This window comes from Armatimonadota bacterium (genome assembly GCA_035527535.1).
Taxonomy (GTDB): domain Bacteria; phylum Armatimonadota; class Hebobacteria.
The window spans coordinates 19,717-35,300 of sequence record DATLAK010000100.1 but is presented as its reverse complement, the minus strand read 5'-3'; the positions used below and the strand labels follow the sequence as shown (position 1 = coordinate 35,300).

Annotated in this window: 13 protein-coding genes; 6 read left to right on the top strand and 7 right to left on the bottom strand. The window is 66.5% G+C overall.

All coding sequences use genetic code 11. The annotated features are described in order from the left end of the window. Window positions 1–72: 72 nt before the first annotated feature. Complete coding sequence (locus tag VM221_07450; protein ID HUT74655.1) at window positions 73–381, top strand: transposase; 309 nt, start codon at window positions 73–75, stop codon at window positions 379–381. Between the two features lie 218 nt (window positions 382–599). On the opposite strand, the gene VM221_07445 is transcribed toward VM221_07450, so the two are convergent. From VM221_07445 to VM221_07435, 3 genes are all read right to left on the bottom strand, one after another. Beyond that, window positions 600–2,552 carry an FG-GAP-like repeat-containing protein gene (locus VM221_07445; GenBank protein ID HUT74654.1) on the bottom strand — a complete coding sequence of 651 codons (1,953 nt, stop codon included), beginning with the start codon at window positions 2,550–2,552 and terminating at the stop codon, window positions 600–602. Between the two features lie 70 nt (window positions 2,553–2,622). Next, a complete protein-coding gene (locus VM221_07440; protein ID HUT74653.1) occupies window positions 2,623–2,898 on the bottom strand; it encodes a hypothetical protein in 276 nt (91 codons plus the stop codon). A gap of 945 nt (window positions 2,899–3,843) precedes the next feature. Next, on the bottom strand, window positions 3,844–6,018 hold the full coding sequence (locus VM221_07435; GenBank protein HUT74652.1) for a serine hydrolase: 2,175 nt from the start codon (window positions 6,016–6,018) through the stop codon (window positions 3,844–3,846). 491 nt (window positions 6,019–6,509) lie between these two features. Here VM221_07435 and VM221_07430 point away from each other — a divergent pair, with 491 nt between their 5' ends. The 5 genes from VM221_07430 to VM221_07410 all read left to right on the top strand — a co-directional run bounded on the left by VM221_07430 (window position 6,510) and on the right by VM221_07410 (window position 11,586). Next, window positions 6,510–6,815 carry an AbrB/MazE/SpoVT family DNA-binding domain-containing protein gene (locus VM221_07430; GenBank protein HUT74651.1) on the top strand — a complete coding sequence of 102 codons (306 nt, stop codon included), beginning with the start codon at window positions 6,510–6,512 and terminating at the stop codon, window positions 6,813–6,815. Between the two features lie 35 nt (window positions 6,816–6,850). After that, window positions 6,851–9,151: an ABC transporter ATP-binding protein gene (locus VM221_07425; protein HUT74650.1), complete on the top strand. Its 2,301-nt coding sequence runs from the start codon at window positions 6,851–6,853 to the stop codon at window positions 9,149–9,151. 1 nt (window position 9,152) lies between these two features. Then, window positions 9,153–9,680: a DUF1854 domain-containing protein gene (locus VM221_07420; protein ID HUT74649.1), complete on the top strand. Its 528-nt coding sequence runs from the start codon at window positions 9,153–9,155 to the stop codon at window positions 9,678–9,680. Then, window positions 9,670–11,160, top strand: coding sequence for an efflux RND transporter periplasmic adaptor subunit (locus VM221_07415; protein ID HUT74648.1), 1,491 nt, complete (start codon window positions 9,670–9,672; stop codon window positions 11,158–11,160). The genes VM221_07420 and VM221_07415 overlap by 11 nt, the downstream gene beginning before the upstream one ends. Before the next feature lie 267 nt (window positions 11,161–11,427). Next, entirely contained in the window at window positions 11,428–11,586 is a 159-nt protein-coding gene (locus VM221_07410; protein HUT74647.1) for a hypothetical protein, read from the top strand. Window positions 11,587–12,179: 593 nt separating this feature from the next. Here the strand turns inward: VM221_07410 and VM221_07405 are convergent. The 4 genes from VM221_07405 to VM221_07390 all read right to left on the bottom strand — a co-directional run bounded on the left by VM221_07405 (window position 12,180) and on the right by VM221_07390 (window position 15,554). Beyond that, window positions 12,180–13,142, bottom strand: a complete 963-nt coding sequence (locus tag VM221_07405; protein HUT74646.1) for a sugar phosphate isomerase/epimerase — start codon at window positions 13,140–13,142, stop codon at window positions 12,180–12,182. 96 nt (window positions 13,143–13,238) lie between these two features. Further along, the gene (locus VM221_07400) at window positions 13,239–14,003 is read right to left on the bottom strand and encodes a class I SAM-dependent methyltransferase (protein HUT74645.1); all 765 of its coding nucleotides are present in this window, start codon (window positions 14,001–14,003) and stop codon (window positions 13,239–13,241) included. A gap of 36 nt (window positions 14,004–14,039) precedes the next feature. Further along, complete coding sequence (locus VM221_07395) at window positions 14,040–14,249, bottom strand: DUF2283 domain-containing protein (protein HUT74644.1); 210 nt, start codon at window positions 14,247–14,249, stop codon at window positions 14,040–14,042. 135 nt (window positions 14,250–14,384) lie between these two features. Continuing rightward, the gene (locus VM221_07390) at window positions 14,385–15,554 is read right to left on the bottom strand and encodes a Gfo/Idh/MocA family oxidoreductase (GenBank protein ID HUT74643.1); all 1,170 of its coding nucleotides are present in this window, start codon (window positions 15,552–15,554) and stop codon (window positions 14,385–14,387) included. Between the last annotated feature and the right edge of the window lie 30 nt (window positions 15,555–15,584).

The window sequence follows — 15,584 nt, the reverse complement described above, 5'->3', positions numbered from 1 at the left end:
GCGCCGGAAGCAGTGTGGCGCTTCTACAACGGGCGCTGCAACGTGGAGAACCTGATCAAGAGCCTGCCCTGAGTGAAACGAAGGGAGGGGCGGCTGGGGTTGGGGATGGACGAGGTGTGCTCGCACTCGTGGGCGGCGAACATGCTCCACAATTGGCTGGCGCTGTTGGCGGGGAATATCGCGGGATGGTTTGGGGAATACGTGCTGGGCTTGGAGCGACGCCACAGCATCGCCCTGGTACGGGAGCGGCTGCTGCGCATCCCGGCGCGCTTGATCCGCAGCGGGCGGCAGTGGGTGCTGCGCTTGTCGGCGCAGTATCGGCATCTCAATCTGTTCCTGCGGGCGCATCAACGCTTGCGTGCGGGACCGACCTTCGCCTGAGTGCGACGGATTCATATCCTTGCTCACCAACCCCGGGCGACCGGGGCTATGGGCGTTGTGCGCGACGCCGATCTGCGGGCACATGGCAGGGGTGGGCGGCCCTCCCCACTCCATTTCCGAGCCACAAAACCCGCATCGCGCCTCCCAGTCAAACCATTAAGCCACTCACGCCCTGTCCGAATGCTTCCCGGCTCGCGCAAAACGCACACCGGCGGGCCTTACGCATAATCTGGGTTAGAGGGAGCCGTCGCCGGCGCCCCGCCCAGGGGACCCGGCTTGCTCAGGCGCGCATCGATTTGGCTGAGAATCTGCCGCGCGCGCTCCAGTTCCATCCCCTCCAGGTCCACCTGCGCGTATCCGATCAACCGGCGCATCAACTCCACCGACAGGCGGCTGGGCGCGTCCAGGCCCTTGCCCTCTTCATCCTGCAAGCGGTCCAGCAGCCGCGCCGCCTGCTGGCGCAGCGGGGCCCGCAGAACCTTACTCACCTCCAGCACCGTGTGCGCCTGCACGCCCCCCGCGTCATCCAGCAGGCGCGCATCCACTCGCTGCTCGCCGGCGTCCGTCAGCAGGTCCGGCAGGCTGACCTCTATGACCGCGCTCCCCGATGGGGGCTCAAGCGGCATCAGGAACTCGGCAGTCTGCTTGCCGTCGCCAGTCACCGTCATTTCGAGATTCCCGCGCAGCGGCCGCTCCGCGTCCCTGGACTCCGTGTACAGGCGCACCCTCCCAATGTCGGCGAAGGAGGCGTAGTTCTGACCCATCAGCCAGTCAATGACCGGTCCCTCTTTCTTCTCTTGCGACTGCTGGACATTCAGCACTCCATCGAAGGCCGCGCGCGTGCCGCCTGCCGGCGACCCGTGAGGAATTGTACTTGCCGTCTCCACCCCCTCGGCCACTAGCCCCAGGGGCCCCAGATTCGCGTTTAGCGTGGCGTGCACTCTCCCCAGCGGCCACGCCGCCTTCGTCCTCGCCGACCCTCTTGTCGCCAGGCAAATGACGTCTCCGCCGGAGGTGGCGTAGACGATCTCCAGCAAGCCGTCGTTGTCTATGTCGTGCAGGGCGGGGCCGGAGACTATGTTCACAAGGCTGATGCTCCTGCTCCACACCAGTTCGCCCTTCGCGGAAAGGCAGTACAGGGTTCCGTTCTTGCTGCCGAATATCACCTCCGGGCGGCCGTCGCCGGTGACATCGCCCACCACGGGCGGATATGAGACTATCATTTCCTCCGCGTCCTGCGGGACGAAGGTCCACTTCGGCTTGCCCCCAGCATCCACGCAGAATAACTTCTTGTGCCCGCCGTACAAAACCTCGGGCCGGCCGTCTCCATCCAGATCCGCGGCGGCCGTCGAGTTAGTGATCTGCCCGTCGCTGGGCGCCTGCCACAGCACCCTGCCCGTCTTGCCCTCCGCGCAGTAGAGATTCCGGTCCCACGACCCGAAGAGGGCCTCGATGCTGCCGTTGCCGTCCAGGTCGATCAGTATCGGCCCCGACGCGTTCTCCGCGCCGGTCTTGATGCGCCACTTCATTCGCCCGTCGCTGGCCAGGCAGTAGAAGAAATCATCCTTGCACCCCCACAGGACTTCAGCCCGCCCGTCGCCGTCCACGTCGCCCACCGCCGCCGGGTCGTAGATGGAATTGGGGCAGGCAAATACCCACCTGATTGCGCCCTCCGGCGTCAGGTTGTGCACGCGCCCGTCCTCGCCCGTGACTGCTATCACCGTCTCCCCAGTGGCGTCGGTTGCCATTACCGGCCCCCCGTAGAGCGAGCCCGCCCACAGCTTGCGCTGCCACGACACCCGGCCCTCCGCATCCAGGCAGTACAGCCACCCGTCGCGCGACAGCGAGAGCACCCTCTTCTTTCCGCTCGCTGGCTCCTCCAGCACCGCCACCGACGCGCACAGCCGTACCTGCTCCGGCGGCTCGTACCTCCACCGTTCCCGCCCCTGCGCGTCCAGACAGAACACTATGCCGTAGTCGCGCGTGTTGAAGAGCACGTCCCACTGCCCGTTTCCGCGCAGGTCGGCGACGTTGATGTTGCCCTCGACAGTATCCGGCACGCGCGCCTCCCACTTCACTTTCGGCGCGGGGGCCGCGTGAGCGTGGGAAACTGCCGCCGCCAGCATCACGGCGGCAAGGGGCCTGAACGTTACCTTGGCAAAACGCCTCATTCTCTGCCTCCTGCGAAGTGCGCCGCCTTCGCTCGCGCCTGTGCCGGCGTGTGCTGGGAAACCCCGCGCGTTACCCGGCCGGCTCCAGTTTGAAGACCTTCACCTCCAGCGGCTGGAGGATGTCGCGCAGGATTCCTCCCTCAGTGGTCAGTTTCGCGCCGCTCAGTATGTCCTCGGCCTCATCCGAGATTCGGAGCGGGGCCCTCATCGCCATCTCTCTGGGCCTATCTGCGGGCGCGTTTGCCGCGATTACGAAGAAGCGCCTGCCCACGTTCATTATGTTGGCATGCACGCCCGGCTCGGTCACCAGGCGCCCGACGCTGCTGCCGTTCAGGAATATGGGCATCTGGGTCTTCACGTCGGCGGTGATTCGCGATACTTCATCCCATTTCTTCTCGAAAACCCCCGCGCGACGTCGCCATTGCCGGAGTCCCGAAAAAGGTCGAAGTACGAGTAGAAGATCATGCTCTGGGCTCCGTGAAGGTCGGCTCGCGGTCCTTCTCCTCGCCGCTGTATATGGCCTACTTGTGCAACTGCGGTACCACCCACACCGGCTTGCTCTCGTGCATCGCGTCGACTGCCTTGTGTTGAGGTTCAGCAATCATGGGACAATTCCGGGGGTGAATTGAGATGCAGGTCCGGTGTCCCTGCGCTTGCATCTTGTTCCGTCCTCACGAGCTTGCGATAGCTCTCGCGCCTGGCCACCCGGGTGTCGATCTGTAGCGCTCTTCGCCACACCAGGCTCGCCTCCCTCCCTCGAAGGTATGGCGGGGTAACGACCGGCTGTCGGCTGCGTGGTCCGCACTGGGGTGCCACCCGCACCAGATGGGCCATGGCTCGCAAGAGGGCGAGACGCGGGTTCGAAGTGAGTGAGTCCGACTCCGCGCAGGAATCGAAACCGCCGTCAGTGGGACAGCCCCATTCGTGCTCAGAAACAGCGATTCTCTGTTTCGGACTTGACCCGCGAAGTCCACAGCTTTCAGAGAATCAGAGAGGCCGGACGCCGTTTTCGGGGCAAGACGGGAGCGAAAAGCGATCAGCCAGTCCACAGTTTTCCGGGCCTGCGACTGCCGGAATACGGCGAATCGCGCGCGTGAATCGGCCATTTGGGCCTGTAGGCCCCGCGCCCTCCGTCTTCGCAGAGAGAGGTTTCGAGCGCGATAGGTTGGTGGAGGAAGACATCCTAGCATCGAAACAACGGGGCTTCGGACGAGCAGGCGGATTTCGATGCCAGGTTAGTCTGGCGAGACAACGCCGCGCCCGTCGAAATACAATACGTAGCTGTCCCCATCTATGGGCCCTGCTGGTCGCGCGCACGCGCCGGCGTGCGCGAGTCATGCCGGGCAGAAGGGACGGGCGAGCGAAGATCCAGGCGCAGGCGGCGCACGCAGAAGGCGTCGTAGTCCACGCCGTCGTGCTCATGGCCCGAGAAGACCAGGTGCAGGGTGCTGCCGTCAATCCATTTGCTCGGCAGGCGATAGCTATGCACTCCGCGGAGGTTCCAGTTCGCCGCATGGTAGGCGGTCGTCCACGGCCCCCAGGGCTCGGGGGCGTCGAAGATTCCCCAACCGCCGTCGCGGTCGAAGGCCAGCGCCAGCAGATAGCGCTTGATCTCAGGGTGATAGACGGCATCCGTCCGGGCGCAGCGGCCCGGGTATTCGAAAACCGCGCCGCGCCTCGTGATGTCGCGCGTCCAGATCGGGCGGCCGGAAGCGTCGAGGCTGGCGAACAACTCATACGCGCTGCGATCGCGCAGGCGCTCCTTGCGCACCCGCGCCAGCACCAGCCGATCGTAGGACTCATAGGCGCTTGGCCCATCGGGCGAGTACGTATAGACGTAATCGTCGCGGGCGCCGGCGTAGTTGCGGCCGAAGTTGAGAAACGTCGGGCAGCCAAAGCTGGTGTCGAAGCGAAAGCCCCATTGCCAGGTGCGCCCATGATCCGCGGACCACGCGAGCTGCGAATTGCCGACATTGCGCACCCACATGTAAAGGACGCCGTCCACCATTAACATGCCGCTGGCCTTGGGGCCGCGCTCGCCCTCGCCTTCCCGCTCGCCGCTGGCCGAGCGCACGTTGGCGCCGCGAAAGTCATCGGCGGAACCGGCGATCTTGGCGAAGCCCAGGCTGAGCTTGCGGTCCGTTCCCGGCGCGAAGCCCCAGCCATCGCCATAGCCCGCGTACTGGCGGTCATCATCGCCCCAGGTGATGGGCCAGTTGTCGCTGCCCACCGCGTGGCGGACGATGGCCGAAACCGGGGCGAAGCTCACGCTGCGTATGATGTCGCTCGGCGGGTAGGGACTTCGGTCGGCAATCGCCCGCATCAGCGGGTCGAACACGTGCCTCTCGGACCCGCCCCAGAACTCCTCGTCATTTCCCTCCAGCGACTCGCCCATCCTCACGACGATGAGATCGAGGCTGGGCACCACCAGCAGCAACTGGTGGCCCGCTCCCGCGCCGGCGAAGGCGTCGCGCGGCAGCGATGCCCAAACCCCGTCGAAATTCGTGTACCAGCACAAGCCCGCCGCGGGCTGTGGATTGTCCGCGGATCGCGGCGGCAAGGGCGTCCCCGCGTAGGACACCATCTCCTCAACCCACGCCGGTGTAAGCAGTTGCCTCCCCTGCCAGTCGCCCCGGCGCAGCATGAGCCGCGCCACCCGGGCCACGGCGCGAGCCGTGCACGTGGCCCCGCCCCAGTTTGCGTACAGTTTCATCCCATCGAGTTGCGACGGCCCCTCGTAGCCGATGCGCCAATCGCTCGGGGGGACCCCGATGGGGTCCATGATCCGTTGCTTGAGCAGGGCGCGCAGGTCTGACTGCGGCGCGCCCCTCAGGCTGGCGGTCACAGCGTACGCCAGCGCCGCCATCCCCGGGTTGCTGTAGGCGTAGCCGGCGCCCGGCGGGAAGACCACGGGCGCCTGATTGAGGGCGACGGAGAATGGGTCTGCCGTTGCGCTCCAGAAGTCCCGCTTCCATCCCTCCAACTGGTGGTGCGACTTGCCCGGGGAGTTGGCATCCTCGATGCCGGACGAGTGAGTGGCCAGGTGACGGATGGTGATCTGGGACTTTACCGGGTCGGCTTCCCAGGCCGGAATGTATTTCCACGCCGGGTCATCCACGCGAATTCGCCCGTCATTCAAGGCGACCAGCAGCGACATGCCGCCCAGCAGTTGCTTGGCCAGCGACGCGGTGTGCCAGTGCCGGTCCGGCCCGTGACCGGGGGCGTACCATTCGTAAACGATGCGGTCGTTCCTGATGACGACTAGCGCGCGCGTTCTGCGTTGCGCGAGCGCGTCGCGCAGCGTATCCAGCTTGGCGCCATCCATCCCCTGGCTCTCGGGCGAAGCCGTCTGCCAGGTGAAGGCGCTCCCCGCCGCGGCGACACTTGCACCAGCGACGACGAGGAACAGCGCCGCCGCCTCGACCATCGCCCGACGCCCCCGACAGATCGTGTGCGTAAGCCTCATGCCGGTTGCTCCTCGCACGCGACCGTAATGCCCCATATTTCCGCGGCTTCGGCAGCAGGCTGCCGAAGCCCTGCAGGGACGTCCGCTCACAGCATCGGAAACACGGCGGTCCGGGGCTGCTGAGGGTCCCACGCCTATAGGCATCTGCCGGTACTTGGGCCTGGGAGAGGAGACGTTTCGATCGCAGGCCCGTCTGGTCGTGGTGGAGGAAAACGACCTGGGATCAAAACCCGCGGAGGAATCCGATCCTCCTGCCGACAGCGACCCGCCGGGCAGGCAACGGAGGTTGGCAGATGATCAGTGCCACAGCCGCCCGGACACCCTCCATGCCAGTTCCGTTACTCGACGCGAAGGCGGCGCCCAAAGGCGCCACGCGCCCTCAGCCGCTTCGCCGGCCCTTCAGCAAGAGACATGTAGGCTATGCCGGCCGCTTGACAGTCCGGCCTATTCGTAGTATCCTTTGTAGGAAAGGTAGGAGGCTCCCTACTATTATGGTGCGTGCACCAGGCCAAAGGTACTATGGTTCGACGGTAATCGGGGAAAAGGGGCAGATTGTCATCCCGGCGGAGGCGCGCAAGGCCTTTCACCTGAGCGCGGGAGACAAGGTGATGGTGTTCGGCAACGAATCCGATGGGCGGATGAGCATCATGCGAGCCGATGCCGTCGCCGAGTATGTCAGCAGAGGTCTCAGCAAGTTCGGGGAGCTCGCTCGCGTGCTGAGCGAGGAGACCCCGACGGGAGATACCCCCACTGGCCCCGACTCCTCCGATTCCCCTGGCGCTGCGGGCACGGGATGACGGTTCCCGGCTGAGGTGAGCGAGGTCGCCGACCGATGAGCGAAGAGAGCACGGGCGACTCTTCGTCTGCGTTCGAGCAGGCGCAGGGGCACCCCAACAATCTTCCGGACGATGTTCGTTCCTGGCTGGAGGGTTTGCTCCGGCCTGACGAGCGAGTGGACGCGTCACTGTGCGCCGACCTGCTCCGGGACGGGAGCTACGGGGAGCGCTGGGCCTTTCTCACGCCGCAGCGCCTACTGGTGGTGGCGCCCGTGGATGGACAGGGCGCCGAGGTTGAGTTGGAGCTGGCGACCGATCAGATCACCGGGTGCCGGATTCGGGATTTCGTGTCGAGCGGGACGCTCGAGGTCACAATCCCGGAGCAAGGGCTGGAGCTGGTGCGCTTCACGCGGGGGTTTCGAGCGGAAGCGGCCTCGATGTGTTTCTCGCTGGAGCAGATCGCGCGCGGCAACGCACAAAACAAGAACGGCGAGGCGGCTGCCGCTCGCCAAGCGCCTCCTCGATTCGACGCGTCAGCCGGTCGTTGCCCGAAGTGTGGCCGGGTGCTGCCCCGCCGGTCGCAGACATGTCTTAACTGCCTGCAGCGAGGGAAACTGGTCGTTCGCCTGTTTTCCTATATCTACCCCTATCGCTGGCTGGCGGTGGTGGGCCTGGCGGGCACCCTCGCTCTCGCCGCGCTGCGTCTGGTGCCCACCTACCTCACGAAGTACCTGATTGATGATGTGATTGGGGGCAACGACCTCAACCGCCTCTTGGTCGTGATCGTCGCCTTGATCGCGGTGGCCTTGGGCACGGCGGCGATCGGAGTGGGCCGCACCTACGTCATGCAGTTGGTCGGCAATCACCTGATGTACGACCTGCGCACCCAGGTGTTCGATCATCTCCAGTTGCTTACCCTCAGCTACTACAACCGCCATCAGACCGGGCACATCATGGCGCGGGTGACCAGTGACATCGTGCGCTTGCAGACCTTCATCGCCGAGGGGCTGCAGGACATCATCGTCAATGTGGTTACCATGGTCTTGATCTGCGGGCTGCTGTTCTGGCTCGACCCGCGGCTGGCGGTGATTGCGCTGGTGCCGATCCCCCTGATTACGGTCGGGGCCTACTGGTTCGGCCGGCGCATCCATCATCTCTATCACAAGATCTGGCGGCGGATGTCCCGCATCAGCGCGGTGCTCGCGGACACCATCCCGGGGATCCGGGTGGTCAAGTCCTTCGCCCAGGAGCCGCGGGAATCCCGTCGCTTCGAGGCCAGCAGCGCGGATCTTTTCGACCAGGAGCTGCGCGCAACGCGCCTGGGCTCGCTGTTCTTTCCCAGCATCGGCTTCCTGACCTCGCTCGGCTCAACGCTGGTCCTTGGCTTAGGCGGGTATCTGATGCTGACTCAGCCCGACGGGCGCTTGACACTGGGCTCTCTGGTTGCGTTTCTCGGGTACCTCGTGCAGTTCTACCAGCCGGTGACGAACCTGGGGCAGATCAACCACCGCCTCCAGAATGCAGCCACATCGGCGGAACGGGTTTTCGAGGTGCTCGATGCCACGCCCGAGGTGCCCGAGGCCCCGGGGGCGACGGTGCTGCCCGGCATCAAGGGCGAGGTCGAGTTCCGCGAGGTGCGCTTCGGCTACGAGCCGGGGCGCTATGCCCTCGACGGGGTCAGCTTTCACGTCAAGCCGGGGGAGATGATCGGCCTGGTGGGACCCAGCGGCGCCGGTAAGAGCACCCTGGTGCATCTCATCTGCCGCTTCTACGATGTAGACTCGGGGGCGATCCTGATTGACGGCCACGATATCCGGGAGCTCTCCCTGCGCTCGCTGCGGGAGCAGATCGGGGTGGTGCTCCAGGAGCCATTTCTCTTTCACGGAACGGTGGCCGCCAACATCGCCTACGCCAAGCCGGAGGCCTCGCCCGAAGAGATCGTCGCCGCCGCCCGCGCCGCCAACGCCCACGACTTCATCATGGCGCTGCTCGACGGCTATGACACCGTCATCGGCGAGCGGGGGCAGACCATGTCCGGCGGCGAGCGCCAGCGCATCTCGATCGCGCGGGCGATCCTGCGCGACCCGTGCATCCTCATCCTCGATGAGGCCACCGCCTCGGTGGATACCGAGACCGAGGTGCAGATCCAGAAAGCGATCGAGCGCCTGGTGGAGAACCGCACCACCTTCGCCATCGCCCACCGCCTGTCCACCTTGCGCAAGGCGCATCGCCTGATCGTGCTTGAGCAGGGTGAGCTGGCGGAGATAGGCGCGCACGACGAGCTGATCGCCAGCGGCGGGCTTTACAGCCGCTTGTGCCATATGCAATCCGAACTCTCCAAGATCAGGGCATGGTGAGATGAACCCCAAGCGATCATCACCGCCCCTCGAGCTCTCGCCCTATCGGGAGGAGATTCTCAGCCCGGAGCGAGTGCGACTGCGGCGAGACCAATTCCGACACCTGCGCCTGCTGGTGGACAGCGAGCGGGAGTTTGCGGATGTGCGGGTCGCGGCCGCATATCCCATCTCTCAACGCGCGAACTTCGTCGGCTTCCTGGGCGAGCGCGGGCGTGAGGTCGCCCTCATCCGCGACCCCGAGCGCCTCGACCCCGAGAGCCGCCTGCTGTTGGAGGAAGAGCTCGCGCGCGTTTACTTCACCCCCTGCATCACCCGTATCTACCGGGTGGAGGAGACCTTCGGCGCCTCCCGCTGGGAGGTCGAGACCGACCGCGGATTCACTATCTTCGAGTTGGCGGACCGCGAGCAGATTCGCACCCTGGCCGATGGCCGCATCCTGATCCAGGACGTCGAGGGCACCCGTTTCGAGATCCCGGATCCGGGCGCGCTTGATCCCGCCAGCCAAGCGGTGTTAGACAGTGAGACATAATCCAGACCGCTATTCACCAGGATTCTTCTTCGGCCGCGCGCAACAGGAGCCGGACCAGACGCGCCGCCGTCCGGCGCGGCCGGAGCAGCGGGCGCAGCCCGGGCCGTGGAGGCGCCGCCTCGGCTTCCTGCTGGGCGCGGCGGTGGCCGCCGCTCTGCTGCTCGTCGCGCGCTCCTGGTGGCGGTCCGTCGCCTACGTCTCCACTTCCGTGGCGATGGTGGAGGGGGATACGGTCACCATCGCCTCCCCGGCCGAAGCCACGGTCACCGAAATCCGCGTCCGCACCGGGGAGCACGTGCGCGCCGGGCAACTGCTGGCGCGCCTCGATCGCGACATGCTGGCGGCGCAAGCGCGGCAGGCCGAGGCGGGATTGGCGGCGGCCCAGGCCGCCGCGGAGCAGGCGGCGGCGGAACTGCAGGTCGGCCGCCGCCAGGCGGCGGCCGACGCCGCACAGGCGCGGGCCCAGGTGCGATCGGCGCAGGTCTCCCTCGACCAGGCGGGAACCACTTCGCGCTACCAGGGGGTGAGCCAATCCGAGCGCGTGCGCCAGGCGCAGGCCGAGCTGGCCCAAGCGCGCGCGGAACTCGAACTGGTGGAGAAAAGCCGGCCCGAGCTGATCGCCCAGGCGCGCGCCGACCTCGCCGAGGCGGAGGCAGTGGCCGGCAAGGCGCAAAGCGACTTCGACCGCGCGCAGCGTCTTCAGGAACGTGGTTTCATCCCCGCCAGTGAGCTGGAGGCCGCTCGGTTTTCGCTGGCGATCGGTCAGGCGCGGCTGGAGGCGGCGCGGGAGCGGCTGAAGCGGGTGGAAAGCGGAAGCCAGCAGCACGTGGTGGAGGCCGCTCGGCAGCGCGTCGCCTCACTGGATGCGGCCCTCGCGCTGGCCAAGGCCGGGGAATATCAGGCCACAGCCTCGCGCCAAGAGATCGGGCGGCGCCAGGCCGAGCTGCAGCGGTCGGCCGCCGACCTCGCGCGGACGGCCGGCGTCTCCGCAACCATCCGCCCCGCCGAGGAGAACGTGGCGGCGGCGCGGGCCCAGGTCGAGCGGGCCGCAGCCGCGCTCGCGGCGGCGCGCAGTGCGCTCGCCGCGAGCGATATCCGCTCCCCCTTCTCCGGCGTCGTCGTCGCCGCCCACGCCCATCGCGGCGAGCTGGCGACCCGCGGCGCGCCCCTGTTCGCGCTGCTCGATCGCGACAAGCCTTGCTGGGTGAAAGCCCCCTTCTCCGAGTATCAGATCGCCCGCATCAAGCCCGGACAGCCTGCCACCATCACCATGGGGCCTTACGGTCGCCGCGTCTTCCGGGGGCGCGTGACTACGGTGGGCGATGTCGCGGTCGCGCGCAATCCTTCGTCCTCTTCCTCCGGCGGCCGCGAGCGACCCGCCGGCAGCGCGGCCGAGATCGCCGTGCAGTTGAGCCTCGACAGCCAGGGCCTGCGCATGGTCCCAGGCGTTTCCGCTCGTGTCATCATCCGCGTGCGCTGACCGCATCACCGGGGGCGTGATACGAACCTGGTGGTGGGTGATGTCACTATGATGCTGCAAAAACGGAAGGGCATGGGTTATCCGTATGGCGAGCAAGCCACCTCGACGGGTCGGGGAAAGGAACACCCATGCCGGACCAGAGGATAGCACCCAGCGCGCATTTGCGCCAGGCCCTGCACGAGTTTCTGCGCCAAGGAATCGAAGAGGAGGAATCGCCGACCCTCCGAAGGCGGGCAAGCCTCGGCGTTTCTGGGGGCCGCACGCGTAGTGTTGCAGGAGGTGCTGGAATCCGAGCAGCGCGATGTTGTGGATCGGGAGCGCTACCAGCGCCCCGTTGGGCGGGGCTACCGCAATGGCTGCCGCCCCGGCCACGTGGAAGGGGCGGAAGGGCGCATCAAGGTCGAGGCGCTTCAGAGCCTGCCCTGAGTTGGCTAGGTCGCGCCGCGACCGCCACCCCGGCCCAGCGGGCTTAGGGGCCTGTCGAAGGGGCCGCGCGCCCGGGCACCCGGATGCGCGATTGCAACCCCTCCCCCTGCGAGGGGGAGGTTGGGTGAGGGTGAAAACGCCGTGCCTGCCACCCCCACCTCAGTCCTCCCCCTGGAAGGGGGGAGGAGTTGGTTGCCCAGTCCCCACGCTCCGCGAACATCCCCGCCTTCGCGGGCTTCGAAGCCTAGTCCCTAGGCGGCTAGGTCTGCGCTGCAGACCGCCGTGGCGGTGGCGGAGCCACCTAGCCACCTGCGGCCGGGATGGCGGTCGAAGACCTAGCCACTTCGTCGAGCGAAGTAGCCCTGAAAGGGACAGGCGTTGAGGCGCAGCCCACGCGGCGGATTGTCTTGACAGCCAGAAACGGAGCCCCTGCGTGCGTAGCGCGCAGTGGGCGCGGGCAGTGTGCATCGCGGGTTGCGCGCGCTTTGGCCGCACCTCCTCGGAGGCGGCGAACGCGCAGACGGGCCGCAGCACCGCTGCGACCCGCCGCTTGCCGATTCCCGTATGGAGGGCGCCGCCCGCGCCCAGCGCGCTCACGCCCACCACATCGCCGTCGGCGACTCCGAGATCACCACCTGCTTCAGGAAAGTTACCGCCTTCTGGAAGCCCTCGTTGACGCTCATCAGGCTGTCCTCGTGCTCGATGCTGAGCACGTAGTCATAGCCCACCATGCGCAGGTGGCTGACGATGTCCTTCCACACCTCGTAGCTGTGGCCGTAGCCGACGGTGCGAAAGATCCACGAACGGTCGGCTTCGCGCCCATAGCCTTTGGTGTCGAGGACGCCGTTGACGCGGGTGTTCCAGGCATCAATGCGCGCGTCCTTGGCATGGACATGGAAGATGCAGTCCTTGAGCATGCGGATCGCCGCGGTGGGGTCAATGCCCTGCCAGAACAGGTGGCTCGGGTCGAAATTGGCGCCCACATTGTCGCCGCAGGCGTCGCGCAGGCGCAGCATGGTCTCCGGGTTGTAAACCACGAACCCCGGGTGCATCTCGAAGCACAGCTTGATGCCGTGCTTCCTGGCGTAGGCCGCCTCGGCCTTCCAGTAGGGGACGACCTTCTCCTTCCACTGCCACTCCACGACTTCGGTGAAGTCCGGCGGCCAGGGGCAGGTGACCCAGTTGGGCGCCTTGGCGCGCTCGCCGTCGCCCGGGCAGCCGGAGAAGCCGATGACGCGCTCGACGCCCAGCTTGGCGGCAAGCTGCACCGTCAGGCGGTGAACGTCGTGATGCTCCTTGGCGATGCGCTTGCTTGGGTGCAATGGGTTGCCGTGGCAGGACAGGCCGCTCAGGATCAGCCCGCGGCTCTCGATCGCCTTCAGGAACTCCTTGCGCTTGGGGGCGCTGGCGAGCAGCGCCTTGGCGTCGCAGTGCGGGTTGCCGGGGTAGTTGCCGGTGCCGATCTCGACCGCCTCGACTCCCGAGGCCGCGATGTAGTCCAACGCCTGCTCCAGCGGCTGCTGGCCGAACAAAGCCGTGAAAACGCCGATCTTCATGCTAGTCTTACCTCCTCGACATGTACCGGCTGAACGTCGCCCGTCTATTCCTCCTCAAGGCCGACAATCCTGCTGTCTCCGAAACCCCTAATCGTCTCACTGCCTCTTCCTGCACCGCACGTGAAGAAAGTAAGCGACGATCCGGGTGTCCGCTACCTCCGGGCAGCGGCGGGCTGTCTCCTCGTCAGCGCACGGCTCTTCGACTCTTTCCAGCGTGAATCCGGCATCAATCAGCAGGTTCATCCAACTGCTGAGCGTTCGCATGAATCTCGGCACACGGAACTTCCGCAGGTTTGCTTTCACGTCTGCGGGAGCCGCGCCAAACAGCCATTCGTCAACGCGCCCACGTTGGTCTGCGAAGTAATCCCCGCACGCCACGGCAACACGCTCGCCCGACTCATCGTGAATCCATGCAAGACGCGGGGTGTTGAAGCACGGATGAATGATCGAAAACTGCAGGAATCCCCCCGGTCGCAGCACGCGACGGGCTTCGCGCACGGCGTTGTCCTGGTCGGCCATATCCATCAGGCTCATAAAGGCCACGGCGAAGTCAAACGAAGCGGAGCCGAACGGCAGCCTGCTGCCGGTTCCCGCGACATAGCTGACGCCGAGCGGCTCCTCGGATTCTTTCGCGCGCGCATGGTAAACGAACTTCGGCGCGATGTCAATGCCGGTCATCCTGGCCCCGCGCTTCGAGACCAGGCGCGTGTTGCAGCCTTCCCCACACCCGATGTCCAGCCCGCGCAAGCCCTCGACATCGGGGAGCATCGCCAGGAACGCGGGGGTGTTGAGCTGGTCGCGATATACGTCACATCCCGCGCGCGCCAGCAGCGTCCATGCGTCCGCGTTGTCGTCCCACATGCGCCCGACTTCCGTGTCGCCCAATCGCATAACACCTCAGCGGGCCGCCGGCTCCTTCAGTTCGAACGCGATGGAGGCCGGTTCGGCAACGTGCTCGGAGGCGTCCATCACCTCCAGCGAGACGATGTGCCCCGCGCGATCATAGTCTATAACCAGACCGTCGCGCAGTTCGTCGCTCTCTGCCACCGGCGCCTCGGCCGGGATCATGGTGAGGGTATCGGTTTCGCGCTCGTAGATGACTTTCATGGCGTCTCACAGCCGGGGGCCCCGATGAATGGCTAGGGCCGCCTGATCGGCCCGCCATGGCGGCCCGAAGGGCCTAGCCATCCGGATTGGAAAACGGCTATGCTACATGGTGGTGCGCACACCAACGCTCGGCGGTCACACCCTAGACCTTGGCACCTTCTCCCACCCGCCGCTGGCGACGGAGTTGGATACCGCCTCCAACACCGCCTGGCACCTCAGCCCGTCGTGGAAGTTGGGGCTGGGCAGCCGGTCCTGGGAAATGGCGGTGATGACGTTGTACACCGTGTGGACGAAGGTGTGCTCGTAGCCGATGATGTGCCCGGGCGGCCACCAGGCGCCGATGTAGGGGTGGCTGGGATCGGTGACGAGAATGGTGCGGAAGCCCTGCAGGTGGGCGGGGTCGCCGCCGTCGTAGAACTCGAGTTCGTTCATGCGCTCCAGGCAGAAGCGCAGGCTGCCCTTGCTGCCGTTGATCTCGAAGCAGTTGTGGTTCTTGCGCCCGGGGGCGAAGCGGGTCGCCTCGAAGGTGCCCATGGCGCCATCGGCGAAACGTGCCAAGAAGGCGCTGGCGTCGTCCACGGTGACCCGGCCCTTCCCCGCCGCCTTGCGGGCGCGCAAACCGCCGGCGGTGCCCTTGAGGCGGGGGCGCTGCTTGATGAAGGTGGTCATGTCGCCCACGACCTGGGCGATGTCCCCCACCAGGTAGTGCGCGAGGTCTATCAGGTGCGCGGCGAGGTCGCCGTGCGCCCCCGATCCCGCGACCTCCTTCTGCAGTCTCCACACCAGCGGGAACTTGGGGTCCACGATCCAGTCCTGAAGGTACTGCGCGCGCCAGTGGAAGATGCGGCCGATGCGCCCCTCGTCAATGATCCGGCGCGCGAGCGTGACCGCGGGCGCGGCGCGATAGTTGAAGCAGACCGCGTGCTTGACGCCCGCGCGTTCGACCGCCCGCACCATGCGCCGCGCCTCCGCCAGGTCCATCGCCAGCGGCTTTTCGCAGAACACGTGCTTGCCCGCGCGCGCGGCGGCGATCGCCATCTCCGCGTGGGCGTTGTTAGCGGAGGTGATGTCCACCAGGTCAATGTCGGGGCGCTTGACCAGCCGCCGGTAGTCGGTCTCGTATTCCTGCCACCCGAGTTTCGCCGCCGCCGCTCGCACCGCCACCGCGTCGCGCCCGGCGATGGCCTTCATCACGACCTCGACCGGCAGGTCGAAGAAGCGCCCAACCTGGCGGTAAGCGTTGGAGTGGGCGGCACCCATGAACTTGTAGCCGATCAGGCCGACGTTCAACTGCCTTTTCGCCACGGAATCACCTCCAATGGGGGAAGAGTGTGC

What these genes read in the sequence shown, in the direction of transcription:
- VM221_07405 (HUT74646.1), bottom strand. Translation starts at nt 13,142, where the DNA reads ATGAAGATCGGCGTTTTCACGGCTTTGTTCGGCCAGCAGCCGCTGGAG.
- VM221_07420 (HUT74649.1), top strand. Translation starts at nt 9,153, where the DNA reads ATGAACCCCAAGCGATCATCACCGCCCCTCGAGCTCTCGCCCTATCGG.
- VM221_07425 (HUT74650.1), top strand. Translation starts at nt 6,851, where the DNA reads ATGAGCGAAGAGAGCACGGGCGACTCTTCGTCTGCGTTCGAGCAGGCG.
- VM221_07445 (HUT74654.1), bottom strand. Translation starts at nt 2,552, where the DNA reads ATGAGGCGTTTTGCCAAGGTAACGTTCAGGCCCCTTGCCGCCGTGATG.
- VM221_07435 (HUT74652.1), bottom strand. Translation starts at nt 6,018, where the DNA reads ATGAGGCTTACGCACACGATCTGTCGGGGGCGTCGGGCGATGGTCGAG.
- VM221_07430 (HUT74651.1), top strand. Translation starts at nt 6,510, where the DNA reads ATGGTGCGTGCACCAGGCCAAAGGTACTATGGTTCGACGGTAATCGGG.
- VM221_07395 (HUT74644.1), bottom strand. Translation starts at nt 14,249, where the DNA reads ATGAAAGTCATCTACGAGCGCGAAACCGATACCCTCACCATGATCCCG.
- VM221_07400 (HUT74645.1), bottom strand. Translation starts at nt 14,003, where the DNA reads ATGTGGGACGACAACGCGGACGCATGGACGCTGCTGGCGCGCGCGGGA.
- VM221_07440 (HUT74653.1), bottom strand. Translation starts at nt 2,898, where the DNA reads ATGCCCATATTCCTGAACGGCAGCAGCGTCGGGCGCCTGGTGACCGAG.